This window comes from Franzmannia pantelleriensis (genome assembly GCF_900102875.1).
In the GTDB taxonomy this organism is placed as follows: Bacteria; Pseudomonadota; Gammaproteobacteria; order Pseudomonadales; family Halomonadaceae; genus Franzmannia; species Franzmannia pantelleriensis.
In genome coordinates, this window is the sequence record NZ_FNGH01000011.1 from 83,703 (window position 1) to 99,963 (window position 16,261).

Consider the following 16,261-nt stretch of genomic DNA (forward strand, 5'->3'; position numbering starts at 1 on the left):
GGATGTCTCCAGAGTATGAGGGCGGTCAGCGGCCACCGTAGACTTCACCGGGCAGCCAGGTAGCCAGGCCCGAGAACCAGAACACCAGCAGCAACCCGAGCAGTTGAATGGCGACGAAGGGGGCCACGCCGACGTAGATATCGCGGGTGGTAACGCCGGGCGGGCACACGCCCTTGATGTAGAACAGCGCGAAGCCCACCGGCGGCGTCAGAAACGAGGTCTGCAGGCAGATCGCAAACAGGATCGCAAACCATACCGGGTCGACCCCAAGGCTGAACACCACCGGCGCCACTAGCGGCAGGATGATCAGGGTGATCTCCACCCAATCGAGGAAGAACCCGAGCAGGAATACCACCGCCAGCACGGTGAGCACGATGCCGGTCTCGCCAAACGGTAGCCCGGTGAGCGCGAAGCGCACCACGTCGTCGCCGCCCAGCCCGCGCAGCACCGCGGCAAAGATCGTCGCACCGATGAAGATAGCGAAGATGAAGGCGGTGGTACGGCTGGTCTGGTAGAGCGCCTTGCGCACTGCGGTCAGCGTCAGACGGCGGTTGAGCAAGGCCAGCAGCATGGCCCCGAGTGCGCCGACGGCCGACGCCTCGGTGGTAGTCGCGAAGCCGGTGAAGATCGAGCCGAGCACGGCCAGGATCAGCCCCAGCGGCGGCAGTACCGCCCAGAACACCTGCACGAAGGCGCGGGCGTTCAGTGGCTCGCGATCCTTGGGCGCCGGGGCCAAGTCTTTCTTGATATAGGCGGCGATGACGATATAGGCGATGTACATCAGGCCGAGCATGATGCCGGGAATCAGCGCGCCCATGAACAGCCGGCCCACAGAGGCATCCGAGGTGCCCAGACGGTCGGCCATCAGCACCAGCATGATGCTGGGCGGCACCAGAATCCCCAGGGTGCCCACCGAGCAGGCGGTACCCACCGCCAGCGACTTGTTGTACTGGGCGCGCATCATCGGCCCCAGCGATAGCATGCCAAGCAGCACCACCGAGGCGCCGACGATGCCGGTGGAGGCGGCCAGCAGCACGCCGACGATCACCACGGTGACGGCGTAGCCGCCGCGCAGGCCGCCGAGCACCTTGACCAGCGAGTTCATCAGCCGTTCGGCGATCCCCGAGCGGTCGAGCATGATGCCCATGAAGATGAATAGCGGCAGCGCCACCATCAGCTCATTGGCGACGATGCCGTAGATGCGCCGGTCGAGCACGCCGATGGTGCCGCCCCAGCTGAACCACAGGTCGGCGTCGAAGAACTCCACCAGCACATGGCCGAGCACGGCGAAGGCGAAGCCGATGCCGGCCAGCGCCCAGGCCACCGGGAAGCCCAGCAGCAGCAGGCTCATGAAGCTGGCGAACATCGCCAGTACGAGAATTTCTTCCAATCCCATGATCAACCTCGTGATTCAGTCAGAAGGGCGCTGGTCGCGCTCGGCGGGGCTCAGGAAGCGCCGCGGATAGCCGAACAGCAGCGTGCTGCAGCGCAGCGCGCGGGATACGATGGCGATGGCCACCAGACTCAGGCCGATGGGAATCACGGTCTTGATGATGAATCGATAGGGCAGGCCGCTGGGGGCCTGGGAGCGTTCACCGCGCTCAAAGGAGCGGTAGCCGTACTGATAGAGCTCGACCAGCACGATATAAAGAATGGGCAGCAGCAGGATCACGATGGCCAGCAGTTCGATCCACGCCTGGGTGCGCAGCGTCATTTTCTCGCGGATCACGTCGACCCGCACATGGTCGTCGGTGACCACGGCATAGGCCAGGGTCAGCACCATGGCGGCACCAAAGAAGTGCCAGGACAGCTCTTCCAGAGCGATCGAGCCGCGGTCGAGGATGAAGCGGTTGACCACATTGGTGATCACCACCGCCAGGGTCGCCAGCCATAGCCAGGAAGCGGCCTTACCCAACTGCAGTATGGTGCTATCGAGCAGGTGGCTGATGCGATTGGTGGGCAGGTCGAGGCAGGCGTGTTCGCCGTCGCCTGACCCCTGTTGACGAGCGCTCATCGGGTCACTCCGTGGCGAAAGGGGCAAGCACGAACCACCGGTCGCAAGCGACCGGTGGCGGTATCACAGGCGTGGATCAGTCACTACCGATCTCTTCCGGCGCGTAGTAGGAGCGCGGCAGGTGGCCCTTGACGTGCCAGTTGCCGTGCAGGCGCATGAAGTCCTGCTGGCTCTCGAGCACGCGACCGAACATCTCGTCCTCGGCGGCGATCTCCTCCTGCACCTCGTTGGTTACCCGGCGCAGTTCATGGAGGATCTCATCCGGCAGCACCTGAGCGTTGACGCCCTCCTCCTCGAAGTCGCGCAGTGCCTTGGGCGTCTCGATCTCGCTCTCCGAATAGCCGTACAGGGTGGCGGCGCGGCAGCCCATGTCGATCTGCGCGCGGGTCTGCGGCTCGAGGGACTCCCAGCTGTCCTTGTTGACCAGCAGGTGGGCGGTGGTGAAGGTCTGGTGCCAGCCTGGCATGACGTAGTTCTGAACGATCTCCTGCATGCCCAGGATACGGTCCACGGCGGGCGCCGAGAACTCCATGGCGTCGATGGTGCCGCGCTCCATGGCCTGATAGAGCTCGCCGCCCGGAATCATGGTCACCGAGGCGCCGAGGCGCTCCATTACCTGGCCGCCGATGCCGGCGAAACGGATCCTCAGACCGTCGATCTGGTCGAGGCTCTCGAGAGGTTCGGCGAACCAGCCGGCGGCCTCGGGGCCGATCATGCTGCACAGCAGCGGGTGGACGTTGTAGTCGTCGTAGATCTCTTCGAGCAGTTCGCGACCGCCGCCGAAGTAGTGCCAGGCCAGGTAGGCCGGCGGCTCCATGCCGAACGGTGCGCCGGCGAACAGCGGCAGCGAGGGGATGCTGCCCTGGTCGTAGCCGACCCAGGTGAAGCCGGCATCGTAGCGGCCTTCGGACACGGCATCGAGAATCTCGAACGGCGGGATCAGCTCACCCGGCTCGTAGTAGCGCAGGTTGATGTTGCCGCCGGAGACTTCGTCGAGGGATTCGCTGAGGTAGCGCACCGGCGTACTCAGACCCACCAGGTGTGATGGGAAGGCGATCGGCACCTGCCAGCGCACGCGTTCCTGGGCCTGGGCGCTGCTCAGTCCGGCGCCCACCAGCACGGCGGCGGTGGTGACACCAAGGGCGATGGGACGAACTAGCGAAGTGAGAGGGCGATTGAACGACATGATAGCTCCTGATTGGCTTCGTTATTCTTGGTCAACAACGCCGCAGGGCGACGCTTGCCAAAAACACTGCAGACTTCATGCCAGTAATCAGGAATATCGGATAAACAAGGGGTTACGAGATTTCGTCAGCGTTCGTCAAGGGTGGTATGTCTGGATTTTCGGACGCTATTTGGCTTTAGTAGAAGATAAAGTGTCCGTATTATCAGTCATGTGTCCGTGTTTTCGGACGTTTCGGCCAGCTTGGCGAGCTTCTCATACAGCACCGAGCGGGGGATGCCGAGCAGCCGGGCGGCTTGGGCCTTGTTGCCGCCGCTGGCGGTGAGGGCGTTATGGATGGCGCTGCGCTCGGCGTCGCGCACCGCCTCCTGCAGCGGACGCACCGGCGCGTTGGGCACCCCGGGCCGGCGGCCGCGACGAGCCGGGGCGGGAAGCGCGGTCAGCAGCTGCGGTACATCGATCACACTGCACTCCTCGTTGAGGGCCAGGGTCTGCTCCAGGGTGTTGCGCAGCTCGCGGATATTGCCGGGCCAGTCGTGCTGGCGCAGCACGCCGATCGCCTCGGCGGTGATCTCGGCGCGCGGCTCGCCGCTCTCGGCGGCCAGCTTCTCGAGGATGGTGTCGCACAGGATGCCCAGGTCGACCAGCCGCTCGCGCAGGGTCGGCACGCGGATGCTGAGCACATTGAGGCGATAGTAGAGGTCGGCCCGAAAGCTGCCCTCGGCGACCATCTCCTCGAGATTGCGGCTGGTCGCGGCGATCACCCGCACGTTGACCGGGTTGACTTCGTTGGAGCCCAGCGGTTCCACCTCGCCCTCTTGAAGGGCGCGCAACAGTTTGGCCTGCAGGTGGCCCGGCATGTCGCCGACTTCGTCGAGGAACAGGGTGCCACCGTCGGCGAGCTGGAACTTGCCCTGGCGCAGGCGCTTGTCGGCCCCGGTATAGGCCCCCGGGGCCACGCCAAAGAACTCGGCCTCGAGCAGATTGTCGGGGATGGCGGCCACATTGACCGCCACGAAGGGGCGCCCGGCGCGGGGTGAGCCGGCATGGATGGCCTGGGCCAGCACCTCCTTGCCGGTACCGGTCTCACCGAGCAGCAGTACCGGCGTATTGCGCGCCGCGGCCAGGCGGGCGCGGCGCTTGACCTCCAGCACCACGGCGCTGGCACCGACGAAGTCGGCCATCTCGTAGCGCGCACCGCGCTTGGCCAGGGCTCGCTTGGCGGCGGCCAGGTCGCTCTGCAGGCGACGATACTTGCTGACCAGCGGCGTCAGCGGCTGCAGGTCGTCGTAGAGCACGAAGGCCACCGCGCCCTGCACCTCGCTGCCGCCATCGTTGAAGACCGGCAGGCGCATCACCACCAGCTGCTGGCCGCGGTACTCCATGATATCCAGCAGCAGTGGCCGCCCTGAGCGCACCACCTCGGGCATGCGAGTGGCGGGGATCACCTCGGCCACCGGACGCCCGATCACCGCTTCGGGATCCTCGATACCCAGCAGCCGGCAGTAGCTGTCGTTGATCCAGGTCAGGCGACTCTCGGCGTCCACCGAGATCGCTCCGGCGCTGGCCTGCTCGAAGACCGGGAACAGCGCGCTGATCGACTCCAGCGTCAGGCCGCGGTCGACGCCCCCAGGGAAGGGCGAACGACCGAAGCCTTTGCTGCCGGCGGGCGCCATCTCAGAGCGCGGCGATCTTGTCGCGCTGTTCGACCAGCAGCCGGCGCGCGGCCTGGAAGTCAGCCAGCTTGCCGCGCTCCTTGTCGACCACCGCTTCCGGGGCCTTGGCGATGAAGCTCTCGTTGCCAAGCTTCTTCTCGATGCCGCCGATCAGCTTGTCCTGCTTGTCGATTTCCTTGGCCAGGCGGGCGAGCTCGGCCTCCTTGTCGATCAGGTCGGCCATCGGCACCAGCACTTCCATTTCGCCGACCAGCTGGGTGGCCGAAAGCGGCGCTGAGCGCGGGTCGTCGAGCCAGGTGATGCTCTCCAGTTTGGCCAGTTTGGCGAGGAACGGGCGGTTGGCGTCGAGACGCTCGCGGTCGGCGTCGCTGCCCTTGGTCAGCAGCACGTCGAGCGGCTTGCCCGGGGCGATGTTCATCTCGGCGCGGATATTGCGCACCGCCACGATCACGCCCTTGAGCCACTCGATGTCGCGGGTCGCCTGGGCGTCGACTTTGCTCTCTTCCGGCTGCGGCCAGGGCTGGTTCATGATTGACTCGCTGCCGTCGCCGGTGGCCTTGCCGGCCAGCGGCGCCACCCGCTGCCAGATCTCCTCGGAGATGTAGGGCATCATCGGGTGGGCCAGGCGCAGGATCGCCTCGAGAACGCGCACCAGGGTGCGCCGGGTGCCGCGCTTGGCCTCGGAGGCCGCTGCGTCATCCCACAGCACCGGCTTGGAGAGCTCCAGGTACCAGTCGCAGTACTCGTTCCAGACGAAGTCGTAGAGCGCCTGGGAGGCATGGTCGAAGCGGAACTCGTCCATCGCCTTGGTGACCTGGGTCTCGGTCTGCTGCAGTCGCGAGACGATCCAGCGGTCGGCCAGCGACAGCTCGACGTCGCCACCGGCTGCGCCGCAGTCCTCACCCTCGGCGTTCATCAGCACATAGCGCGAGGCGTTCCACAGCTTGTTGCAGAAGTTGCGGTAGCCGTCGAGGCGGCCCATGTCGAACTTGATGTCGCGCCCGGTGGTGGCCTGGGAGAGAAAGGTAAAGCGCAGCGCGTCGGTGCCGTGGGGTTCGATGCCCTCGGGGAACTCGGCGCGGGTCGCCTTGGTGATCGCCTTGGCCTTCTGCGGCTGCATCATGTTGCCGGTGCGCTTCTCGAGCAAGTCATCCAGGGTGATGCCGTCGATCAGATCGATGGGGTCGAGCACGTTGCCCTTCGACTTGGACATCTTCTGGCCCTGGCCGTCGCGCACCAGGCCGTGGACGTAGACCTGCTTGAACGGTACCTCGCCGGTGAACTTGAGGGTCAGCATGATCATCCGCGCGACCCAGAAGAAGATGATGTCGAAACCGGTGACCAGCACGCTGGAGGGGTGGAAGGTCGCCAGTTCCGGCGTCTTCTCCGGCCAGCCGAGGGTGCCGAAGGTCCACAGGCCCGAGCTGAACCAGGTGTCGAGCACGTCGTCGTCCTGGGTCAGGGCAACATCGGCGGGAAGGCCATGTTCCTGCCGTGCCTCGTCTTCGCTGCGGGCAACGTAGACGTTGCCCTCGCTGTCGTACCAGGCGGGAATGCGATGGCCCCACCACAGCTGGCGCGAGATGCACCAGTCCTGGAGGTCGCGCATCCAGGCGAAGTACATGTTCTCGTAGTTCTTGGGCACGAACTGGATATCGCCTTTTTCCACCGCCTCGATGGCCGGCTTGGCCAGGCTCTCCACGGCGACGAACCACTGGTCGGTGAGCAGCGGCTCGATGACGTCACCGGAGCGGTCGCCGTAGGGCAGGGTGTTGTTGACGGTCTCGATCTGCTCGAGCAACCCGGCGGCCTCCATATCGGCGACGATGCGCGTTCGCGCCTCGAAGCGGTCGAGGCCGGCGTAGGCCTGGGGTAGGCTCGGGTCGATCTCGGGCAGCGGCCGGCCCTGGATGTCGAAGGCCTCGGCCTGGGCAAGGATCGCTGCATCCTGGGTGAAGACGTTGATCAGCGGCAGCCCCTGGCGGCGGCCCACCTCGTAGTCATTGAAGTCGTGGGCCGGAGTGATCTTCACGCAGCCGGAACCCTTCTCCATGTCGGCGTGCTCGTCGGCGACGATGGGGATGCGCCGCCCGACCAGCGGCAGTTCGATGTACTTGCCCACCAGCGAGGCGTAGCGCGGGTCCTCGGGATTGACCGCCACGCCGGTGTCGCCAAGCATCGTCTCGGGGCGGGTGGTGGCGACGACCAGGTGGTCCTTGCCGGCATCGGTGGTGACGCCGTCGGCCAGCGGATAGCGGAAGTGCCAGAACTGGCCCTGTTGGTCGCGGTTTTCCACTTCGAGGTCGGAGATCGCGGTGTGCAGGGTGGGGTCCCAGTTGACCAGCCGCTTGCCGCGGTAGATCAGGTCCTCTTCATAGAGGCGCACGAAGGTCTCCTGGACCGCCTTGTAGAAGCCGTCGTCCATGGTGAAACGCTCGCGGCTCCAGTCGACGCTGGCGCCCATGCGGCGCAGCTGGCGGGTGATATGACCGCCGGATTCGTGCTTCCACTCCCACACCTTGTCGATAAAGGCGTCGCGGCCCAGGTCGTGGCGGGTCTTGCCCTCTTCGGCGGCGACCTTGCGCTCCACCAGCATCTGGGTGGCGATACCGGCGTGGTCGGTGCCCACCTGCCACAGTGTGTTGTGGCCCTGCATCCGCCGCCAGCGGATCAGGGTGTCCATGATGGTGTCCTGGAAGGCGTGCCCCATATGCAGGCTGCCGGTGACGTTGGGCGGCGGGATCATGATGGAGTAGGGCTCGCCTTGGCCGGACGGCGCGAAGCGGCCGTCGGCTTCCCAGCGCTGGTACCAGCGGGATTCGATCTGCTCGGGTTGGTAGGTCTTGTCCATGGGGCGTTCCGGGTCCAGAAATGGTCGCCGCCGGGGCGTGGCGCCGGGCGGCAGGAAATCGTCGAGGCGTGCGAAAAATGGCCACGATTATAGCGCGATGATGCGCTGGGCGTCAGCCTGGTGCCTGAGGTAAGCATGTTGTTAAGGAGGAGGCTAGGCGCTATCAAGTCATGGTTATGATGTGTCCAATCCGTAACAAGCTATCCTGGCGCGAAGTAAATTTAGGCAATTTCTTGCCCGGCGGGCAAAATCTTGCTCGCCCTGGGCAAGATTTTGCCTAATTCCGCTTAACTTTAGTGTGGTAAAAATCTATAAGACTCTGAATATATTGGATTATCAGTTTTTTGGCATAAAGGCTGCCCTATAAGAAGCGTCCGCCGGACGTTTTCAACCAACAGGAGCAGAACCATGCCTACACCGTGTTACATCAGCATCGAAGGCCAGACCCAGGGCAACATCACCGCTGGCGCCTTCACCCCCGACTCCGTCGGCAACATCTACGTCGAAGGCCACGAAGACGAGATGCTGGTCCAGGAATTCAAGCACGTCGTGACCGTGCCCACCGACCCGCAGTCCGGCCAGCCCTCCGGCCAGCGTGCCCACAAGCCATTCATCTTCACCGTAGCCCTCAACAAGGCCGTGCCGCTGATGTACAACGCCCTGGCCTCCGGTGAGATGCTGCCCAAGGTCGAGCTGAAGTGGTACCGCACCTCGGTGGAAGGCAAGCAGGAGCACTTCTTCACCACCAGCCTGACCGATGCCACCATCGTCGACATCAACCTGCGCATGCCCCACGCCCAGGACGCCAACAGCGCTGAGTTCACTCAGCTGATGGACGTCTCGCTCTCCTACCGCAAGATCGACTGGGAGCACACCGTGGCCGGCACCTCAGGCTCTGACGACTGGCGCGCCCCGCTCGAGTCGTAAGCCTCGAGGGCATGGCGGGGCTCACCCGATGGCTCGCAACCCGGGCCCCGCCATGCCTTGCCGATGAGCCAGGTTTTGTTCGAAAACTCGACGAGCGCAGCCAGTTTTCGTGCAAGACCTGATGCCAGGGCTCGCAGAGAGTCCTGGCATCAGCATATGTAAGCGATTGCCCATACGCCGTATCAGTGATCGACGACAGTTGCCCCGGGCCGCTTGCGTGCTGCCCGGTGAACGGTAACCTGCCGGGTGGCACGGCGCGCCGGCTGACACCTCATCACTCGCCTGGAGGGACCCATGGCCCACGCCACCGGACTGCAGTTCACCCTGGCCCTGGCCAGCGACGACGCCCTCGACCTGGCGGTGATCGACTTCACCCTCGAGGAGTCGCTCTCGGCGCCGTTCCGCCTTGAGGTCGATGTTGCCAGCCGCGACCCGGACCTCAGCCCCGCGGCCTTCCTCGACCGCGAGCTGACCCTGACCCTCTGGCAGGACGGCGAAGCGCTGCGCCGCGTGCACGGCATCGCCGCCGAGTTCAGCCGCGGCGACCGCGGCCATCGCCGCACCTTCTACACGCTGGTGATCCGCCCCGCGCTGTGGCGCCTCTCGCTGCGCCACAACGCACGCATCTTCCAGCAGGTCTCGCCGCTGACCATCATCAACACCCTGTGTGAGGAGCGCGGCATCACCGACGTCGCCTTCGCCGTCACCCGCGAGCCCGAAGAGCGCGAGTACTGCGTGCAGTACCGCGAGACCGACCTGGCCTTTATCCAGCGCCTGGCCGCCGAAGAGGGGCTCTTCTACTTCCATGAGTTCGAAGACCAGGTTGGCGGCGCCCACCGCCTGGTGTTCGCCGACGACCCGCAGCTGCTAACCCAGCTGGGCGAGCGCCGCTACCACAGCCGCGCCGGCGGCACCCCGCCGACCCGCCATGTGCGCAAGCTCAAGCAGGTCGCCCGGGTCGCCCCGGCCAGCGCCACCCTCAAGGACTACTCCTTCAAGCAGCCGGCCTATTCACAGCTTCATGAACACACCGCGGCTGACCTTGAGAACCACGCCCAACGAGACGACTACGAACACTACGACTACCCCGGGCGCTACAAGCAGGACGCCTCCGGCGAGCCCTTCACCAAGATCCGCCTCGAAGCGCTGCGCCACGACGCCCTGACCGCCGAAGCCAACAGCGACCTCCCCGAGCTCGCCCCCGGGGCCACGTTCACCCTCAGCGACCACGACGCCGACAGTCTCAACCGCGACTGGCAGGTGGTACGGGTCACCCACCGCGGCGAACAGCCCCAGGCCCTGGAAGAGGACGGCGTCACCCAGTCGGATAGTGCTGGCCTGCGGGGGCGGGCAGGCTCGGAAGCCATGACCCGCTACCATAACGACGTCGTCCTCACCCCCGGCGACGCCGCCTGGCGGCCCGAGCCCGACCCCAAGCCCCGCGTCGACGGCCCCCAGGTCGCCTTCGTGGTCGGCCCCAAGGGCGAAGAGATCCACTGCGACGAACACGGCCGGGTCAAGGTGCAGTTCCCCTGGGACCGCTACGCCGAACCTAACGACACCGCCAGCTGCTGGATCCGCGTCGCCCAGGGCTGGGCCGGCGGCGGCTACGGCAGCATCGCCATCCCGCGGATCGGCCACGAGGTGATCGTCAGCTTCCTGGAAGGCGACCCGGATCAGCCGCTGATCACCGGGCGCACCTACCACGCGGTCAACACCCCGCCCTACGCGCTGCCCGAGCACAAGACGCGCACCGTGATCCGCACCCAGAGCCACCAGGGTGACGGCTTCAACGAGCTGCGCTTCGAAGACCAGGCCGACCAGGAGCAGATCTGGCTCCACGCCCAGAAAGACCTGGAACTGCTCACCAACAACGACCGCACCGAGGCAATCGGCAACGACAGCAACCTCAGCATTCGTAATGACCGCATTGGTGAGATCGACAACGACGACCACCACAGCGTCCACGGCCAGCGCCACGAGCACACCCAGGGCAGCCAGCACCTGATCGTCCAGGGCACCCTGCACGTCGAGGCCGGCCAGGCCTGGCTCACCGAGAGCGGCCGCGAACTGCACATCAAGGCCGGCCACAAGGTCGTGCTCGACGCCGGCAGCGAACTCACCCTCAACGCCGGCGGCAGCTTCCTCAAGCTCGACGGCGGCGGCGTCACCATCAGCGGCCCCAGCGTCAAGATCAACGCCGGCGGCAGCCCCGCTGCGGGCTCAGGCCAAGCCGCCGAAGCACCGCTGCTGCCGGGAAGAGCGGTGGCGGAGGCGCATGAGGCGATACCGCCCGTTACACATCAAGCGCTGCTGGAAGCCTCGGCAGTAGAGGCCAGTATTATTCAGCTATGCCAGAAGCAAACCGATGGCAGTTGTCCGCTGGCAGATTGTCCCTGCCTCGGAAGGGGCGGCTGATGCGTTATACACAGAGGCTGCCGGAGCAGAAGGAGCGGCGTTACTGGTTAATCGATCCCGCCCGCCTTCCTGAAGGTGAAGTGTTGCGATGTTTCTATGCCACGACGCATCAGCCCATGTTTCGCTGGCTCTATGACGGCACGGCTTTTCAAGCGGTGCGAGATAGCGGCCCGGTACTGTTGGATATCACCCAGGACGATAGTGTCTGGCAGCAATTCAGCACTGAATGGACGGGGCAGGTCGCGTCGGTAGTGATCGACACGTCTGAGTCGCTGAATGACCTGCAGCAGCGTTTGTCCGCCCACTTGACCATCGACACGCCTGGGAAGGGCAAGGGGCTATTACGCTTTCACGAGCCTGCCGCCTTGCATCTCTTGCTGGGGGAAGCGTTACTCTCCCCGCCCAACCGCATGGCCTTGATGGGGGGAGATGTCTGCTGGACTTGGCCGCTCTGTCGGTATGAGGAGAGCATCGTCCTCGAGCGACATATCTCGCCCAGAAGCACTAATGCTACGCTCGGCGGGGCACTACGGCTAGATGTTGATACTCAGCAGCGGCTCTCGGGGGTGAGCCAGTTCTCCCGGTTGATGCCTGTGCTGGGGGAGGCCATTCAGCGTTTCGATCTGATGCAGACTGACGTAGGGATCACATCTCTCTGGCGAGCACTAGAGTGCTACTGGTGCGCCACCTGGCAAGACCGACTGCCACGTAGGCAAGCCGTGGAAATGGTACAAGGCATGCTGTTGCGGAGTGGCACACTCGAACGGCTCATCGAGGAATTGGTCGCGTCTTCAAAGGATGCCTCTCCTCTCAATGCGAAGACACGGTAAAGGACACGGGAATGTCACAGAATCATGCGTGCAGCCCCCGGGCGATCTATCTGGAAATCACCGGTCCCCATGCCGATAACGAACAGAATGAGTACTGGCTTTACCGGGGTGACACCGCAGAGGAGCGTTTGGAAGAGGGTGACGCCTCGGAAGGACGCTTTGGGCCCATTGTCGAGACACGCCAGGAGTACTTCGAGGATGAACTGGCGAGTTGTCGTCTAGTACAGAAGATCGGCGACATCGAAGTGGCGCTACTGGAGCAGCAGGAGATCTCGCAATGCGGCTTGATCCCCAAGCAGCGCTCTTTTCAGCACAACCTGATGGTCTCGACCGTGCCAATGCTCTACCTCGATCATCAGGAGTTGGCAGCGGGGCCATGCCGCGGTGGTTTTATTTATGTCTTCCTCAATGGTCGCCTTATCCGCGAACTGGTGGTATCCAGTGCCCAGGATGAGACACCACAATTCTCCGACAGCGATATTGCCGCCTATCGTGCGCAAGACGATGTACCTACGGTCCGTGAATTTACGGGGCCGCTCCTGTCACACCTTCACCTGCCACTCAAGCTCAACGGTGACATGGCCAAGGTGCGATTGGCCTTCTCCGATCACCCCTGGCCATGGGCGCATATCCAACAGCTGGAAGCCAATCCAGGGCTGATCGAGAAGCGCTGCCAAGCCCTGGCACTCAACGAATCCTCTGTCGACACCATGCTTCAGGGGCAAATGCGCAACCTCTACGAGCATGGTCTGCGGGTCGGACGCGATCACTGTGCAGGAAAAGCGCTACTGGACTGGCTTCCTCCCATGCGACCCCGCGATGCTGTTTACGAACAGGCGTGGGGCAGCCCCCGGGATTATCTCGAGGATCCCTCTGCCGAAGGCTGGGCCGCGCTAGTCGACCAACTCGCAGCCGAGCGAGCCTTCTTCGATTCCGATGAGCAGGAGGCGACGCTGCCGGATATCGACATGGAGCGCAGGCAGCGTGACTTCTCACCGGCACTGCGTGGCACCTTGTTGCATCAGTGGTGCAACCCCCTGCGTCCCGATGATGAGCAGGCCGAAGAGGCGAAGCTGGCACTGATCCAGGCGCCTGCCGCCATGGGCGACTGCTTGGCTCAGCTGCGTGATCAGCAGCTCTGCTGTCTTTTCCTGCGCGATCCCAAGCAGGCGGCGGAACACCTCATGGCGGATATCCAAGCCACCACCGAACTATTGATGGTGCTGGCCGAGAGCATGAAGTATCACGCCCATGGGGCGGCGGCGGAACTGGTGCTTGCCAACTGTTTCATGGCCGAGGGGCCGGAGGGCGAAAGCAATCCACGCTATCTCGACCAGTGGACGGATCGTCGCCTCGACCGTAGCCGGGAAAGCCTGTTCGCGCGCCTGACCAAGACCGAAGAGCGTCGCCTCGCTCGCCTACGTCGCGATACCGCATTAGCCGCCCTGGCCGACATGATGGACGACACCACGCCAGGTGCTCTTGTCCACGCCCTGCGCGATGCCATGCTGTTCGACGACATCAACCTGCTCGAGCCCTATGTCATCCTCGCCCGTGGCATCGATATGCTGCTCAATGGGCTGCAGCCCTTCGACCCCAAGGGCACCACCGACGAGCTTGCCGAGTATCGATCATCCGATCGCTGCCGAGCCACTCTCGATGCCCTCTACGGTGGGCAGCATCTTGGTTCTACACTGTTATTCGATGCGCGTTTTTGCCGAGCGGATGGCTGGGGGGAGGCCTATGCACGGGACTTGGCCCGGATAACCCAGGCTTCGCAACAGATACTCGCCCAGGAAGCGAACGCTGCCACCATGACGGCGGATGACATGCTGGCGTTGCAGCACCAACTGGTCGAGGAGAATAACCCCGCGGCGGACTCTATGCGCCGGCTGTTGAATGGCGCCGATGCCGTGGTTATCCACACCCTACCGCCGTTGATCGCCGCGATTCCATGGCTAAAGCTTGGCCAGACCATGAGTGTGGATATCGCCACGGACTATGCCGATCTCAAGGGGGCGCTGGGGGGCGGGTTTCCGATCAGGGTCGAGCTGCAGGACGGTGGGATCGTCTGGCTCAGGCCTCGTGAGTTCCAGGTGGTGACTGCCGAAATGGCGGAGGCCAGCGCAGCCCTGCAGGCCACTGCCACATCCAACGTACTGGGCGGCAATGCCGTCTCGTCGTCTGGAACGCAGACCGTGCGTGTCACGGGGCATGAAACGAGCGAATGGCGCTTCCATGCGGCAAGAACCGGCTATACGGCGTTCTGGGCGGTTTTGGCGGTGCTAGAGGTAGGCAATGCCCTTGCCGCTGGAGAAACCGCCCTTACAGACTTAAGCGCCCGATCTAGTACAGGTGTTGTGAGCTCTGCTTTTGATGCAGCATTGTTGACTGCGCAAGGGCTTAAACTGGCCAATAGCCAATGGGGCTGGTCGGTTAGAATCAATAATGCCCTTGATATGTTCTATGTCAGATCCAGTGTTTGGCAGGAAACCATGGACGATGCGGCTAAAGTACGTGGTTTCTTAACGCTGGGTGCTGGCTTATTGACTACCAGTCTGGTGGCCAACGACGCCTATCAATTGGCCCAGCGCGGCGAGCGCCGTGCCGCCCGCTGGACCGCAGCCCAAGCCACCGCCATGGGAGTGGCCACCTGGTCTGGGTCGGGTTTTGGGGCTGCCGCCCATCGTGTATCCAAAGCTCAACTGGTGCGCTATCAGTTGCTCAATCGTGCTCTGGGTTGGGTCGGTACGCCAAGGCCTGTGCCGATCACAGTGATTAGCCTCGCCGCCTCGGTCTTCTTTCAGTATCTGGCGACCAATAATCGCGACGATGGCTTCTCACTCTGGGTGCAGTACGGCCCCTTCGGTAGCCGCAGGGATGAGCTGGAGGCGCGGGTGACCCAGCTCGCAGCGCGAGAGGGCGACAAGGATGCCGCAACCATTCATGACTACCTGGCACAGCTTAGAGGGGCCAGCCCTCACCAGGCCTATCTCTACCTGCTGCAGGGGCTGCATGACACCTATGCAGAACTGGTGCCTCCCCAAGGGTTGATCGAGCGGACGCCGCGCTTTGCCGACTGCGAGTTTGCGGTCAAGTTCAGCTGTGCTGGCTTGCGCTATGGAGAGTTCCAGCTTCCTCCTTTGGGCGTCAGCGCCGACTATCTGGCACCGGTCCCCGATAGGGGCCACACCTTCCAGTATTACCCCGTTGTAAAAGGGCAACGGTTGCTGGCCCATGCCGAGGCGAGGGACCCTGAAGATAGGGCTATCCGTTATCTAGGCATTCGCCTACCCCGCGAATGGCAACGCCTGGGTATCCCCACGACTCACCTTGGCGTGGACGCCAGCTGGCTGCGTGATAGTCATGGCCGCTTCCAGCATGAGCCCGACTACCAGCTCGAATATCATCGCGAGGCTAACCTGGTACGCCTCCACCTTGACGATCTCACCGGGCAAGGCACCATACAATATTGGGATCGGGTCGCTAGGGCCTATCACTCTATCGAGGATGAAATGACCTTTACCACGCACCCCTCGTCGCTGACCTGGGTATGGAACCGGCAGGGAGGCCGTCGATGAGCACGATAGAGACCGACGGCTATGCGGAGACCGCCTACCGCGCCGACGCCATCCCCGAGCAGAGCTATGCCCCCAAGAACGAGATGCTGCGCGGGCGCATCCTCGAAACCCGCCTGCCTTGGGGGAGCTATGTAGGTGTCAACCCCACCACTTACCAGTACTCGGAAAGCTGGTTCCGGGAGTACCAATATATCGGCGAGGATTATCACGATTACACCATGATCAATGAGATGCGTTGGTCAAAGCGGGTTGATGAAGATGTCAACGACCTCTACCGTATTGCTAGATTCTTTTTTGTCATTTTCTCCCACGGCTTTAGTTTTATAGGAGGGGGAGGGTGGTTTATTTTTGGTGTGATGGCTATTTGTACTCTGCTATTCATATTTGCAGCTGATACTTTACTTCAAGCATTTGCTCCACTAGCTGCTGTAACTGCAGTTTGTGGCGTTGCAACCCTCCTTCGTCAGCTTTGGGAAAAGCATTCAATTAAGTTCTATAAAAGCAACCGTAACTGGTCAAATTATTACGCTTTCTGCCGACGTACTGGCATGGTTAAAACGGATATCGGCGACTTTCCTTTCTACGAGTTCGATGCTTATATCGAAATGAGGGTAGGCACCCAAGGCTCGCAGTTTCATTCCTTCAAGCTTATCCATCGCTACCCCCATCGTAGTCGACTACCGCATACCAAGCACCCGTTGGAATTCAGCTTTGCTGTGGATGGCAGTATCGCCCAGCTCTACGCCGCCTGGGATATGCTGCAGCGCTATATGGATGTCTC

The 16,261-nt window shown here is 63.3% G+C and carries 9 protein-coding genes and 1 pseudogene; 5 read left to right on the forward strand and 5 right to left on the reverse strand.

Annotated elements, in window-relative coordinates; genetic code table 11:
- Positions 1-25 precede the first annotated feature (25 nt).
- From BLT16_RS14535 to BLT16_RS14555, 5 genes are all read right to left on the reverse strand, one after another.
- On the reverse strand, positions 26-1,396 hold the full coding sequence (locus BLT16_RS14535; protein WP_089659236.1) for a TRAP transporter large permease: 1,371 nt from the start codon (positions 1,394-1,396) through the stop codon (positions 26-28).
- Positions 1,397-1,411: 15 nt separating this feature from the next.
- The gene (locus BLT16_RS14540; RefSeq protein WP_089659237.1) at positions 1,412-2,014 is read right to left on the reverse strand and encodes a TRAP transporter small permease subunit; all 603 of its coding nucleotides are present in this window, start codon (positions 2,012-2,014) and stop codon (positions 1,412-1,414) included.
- A gap of 76 nt (positions 2,015-2,090) precedes the next feature.
- Positions 2,091-3,200 carry a TRAP transporter substrate-binding protein gene (locus BLT16_RS14545; RefSeq protein ID WP_089659238.1) on the reverse strand — a complete coding sequence of 370 codons (1,110 nt, stop codon included), beginning with the start codon at positions 3,198-3,200 and terminating at the stop codon, positions 2,091-2,093.
- Between the two features lie 206 nt (positions 3,201-3,406).
- Positions 3,407-4,873: a sigma-54 interaction domain-containing protein gene (locus BLT16_RS14550; RefSeq protein ID WP_089659239.1), complete on the reverse strand. Its 1,467-nt coding sequence runs from the start codon at positions 4,871-4,873 to the stop codon at positions 3,407-3,409.
- A gap of 1 nt (position 4,874) precedes the next feature.
- Positions 4,875-7,724, reverse strand: a complete 2,850-nt coding sequence (locus BLT16_RS14555; protein ID WP_089659240.1) for a valine--tRNA ligase — start codon at positions 7,722-7,724, stop codon at positions 4,875-4,877.
- A 408-nt stretch (positions 7,725-8,132) separates the two neighbouring features.
- Here BLT16_RS14555 and BLT16_RS14560 point away from each other — a divergent pair, with 408 nt between their 5' ends.
- From BLT16_RS14560 to BLT16_RS20850, 5 genes and pseudogenes are all read left to right on the forward strand, one after another.
- Positions 8,133-8,651, forward strand: coding sequence for an Hcp family type VI secretion system effector (locus BLT16_RS14560; protein ID WP_076748652.1), 519 nt, complete (start codon positions 8,133-8,135; stop codon positions 8,649-8,651).
- Between the two features lie 294 nt (positions 8,652-8,945).
- On the forward strand, positions 8,946-11,069 hold the full coding sequence (locus tag BLT16_RS14565; RefSeq protein WP_089659241.1) for a type VI secretion system Vgr family protein: 2,124 nt from the start codon (positions 8,946-8,948) through the stop codon (positions 11,067-11,069).
- Positions 11,069-11,899 (forward strand): DUF4123 domain-containing protein, encoded by an 831-nt coding sequence (locus BLT16_RS14570; RefSeq protein ID WP_176817247.1) that lies wholly within the window; start codon positions 11,069-11,071, stop codon positions 11,897-11,899. Before BLT16_RS14565 ends, BLT16_RS14570 begins: the two co-directional genes overlap by 1 nt.
- 11 nt (positions 11,900-11,910) lie before the next feature.
- Positions 11,911-15,480 (forward strand): hypothetical protein, encoded by a 3,570-nt coding sequence (locus BLT16_RS14575; RefSeq protein ID WP_089659243.1) that lies wholly within the window; start codon positions 11,911-11,913, stop codon positions 15,478-15,480.
- A pseudogene (locus BLT16_RS20850) lies at positions 15,477-16,261 on the forward strand (hypothetical protein); the annotation flags it as partial. The gene BLT16_RS14575 and the pseudogene BLT16_RS20850, both read left to right, overlap by 4 nt.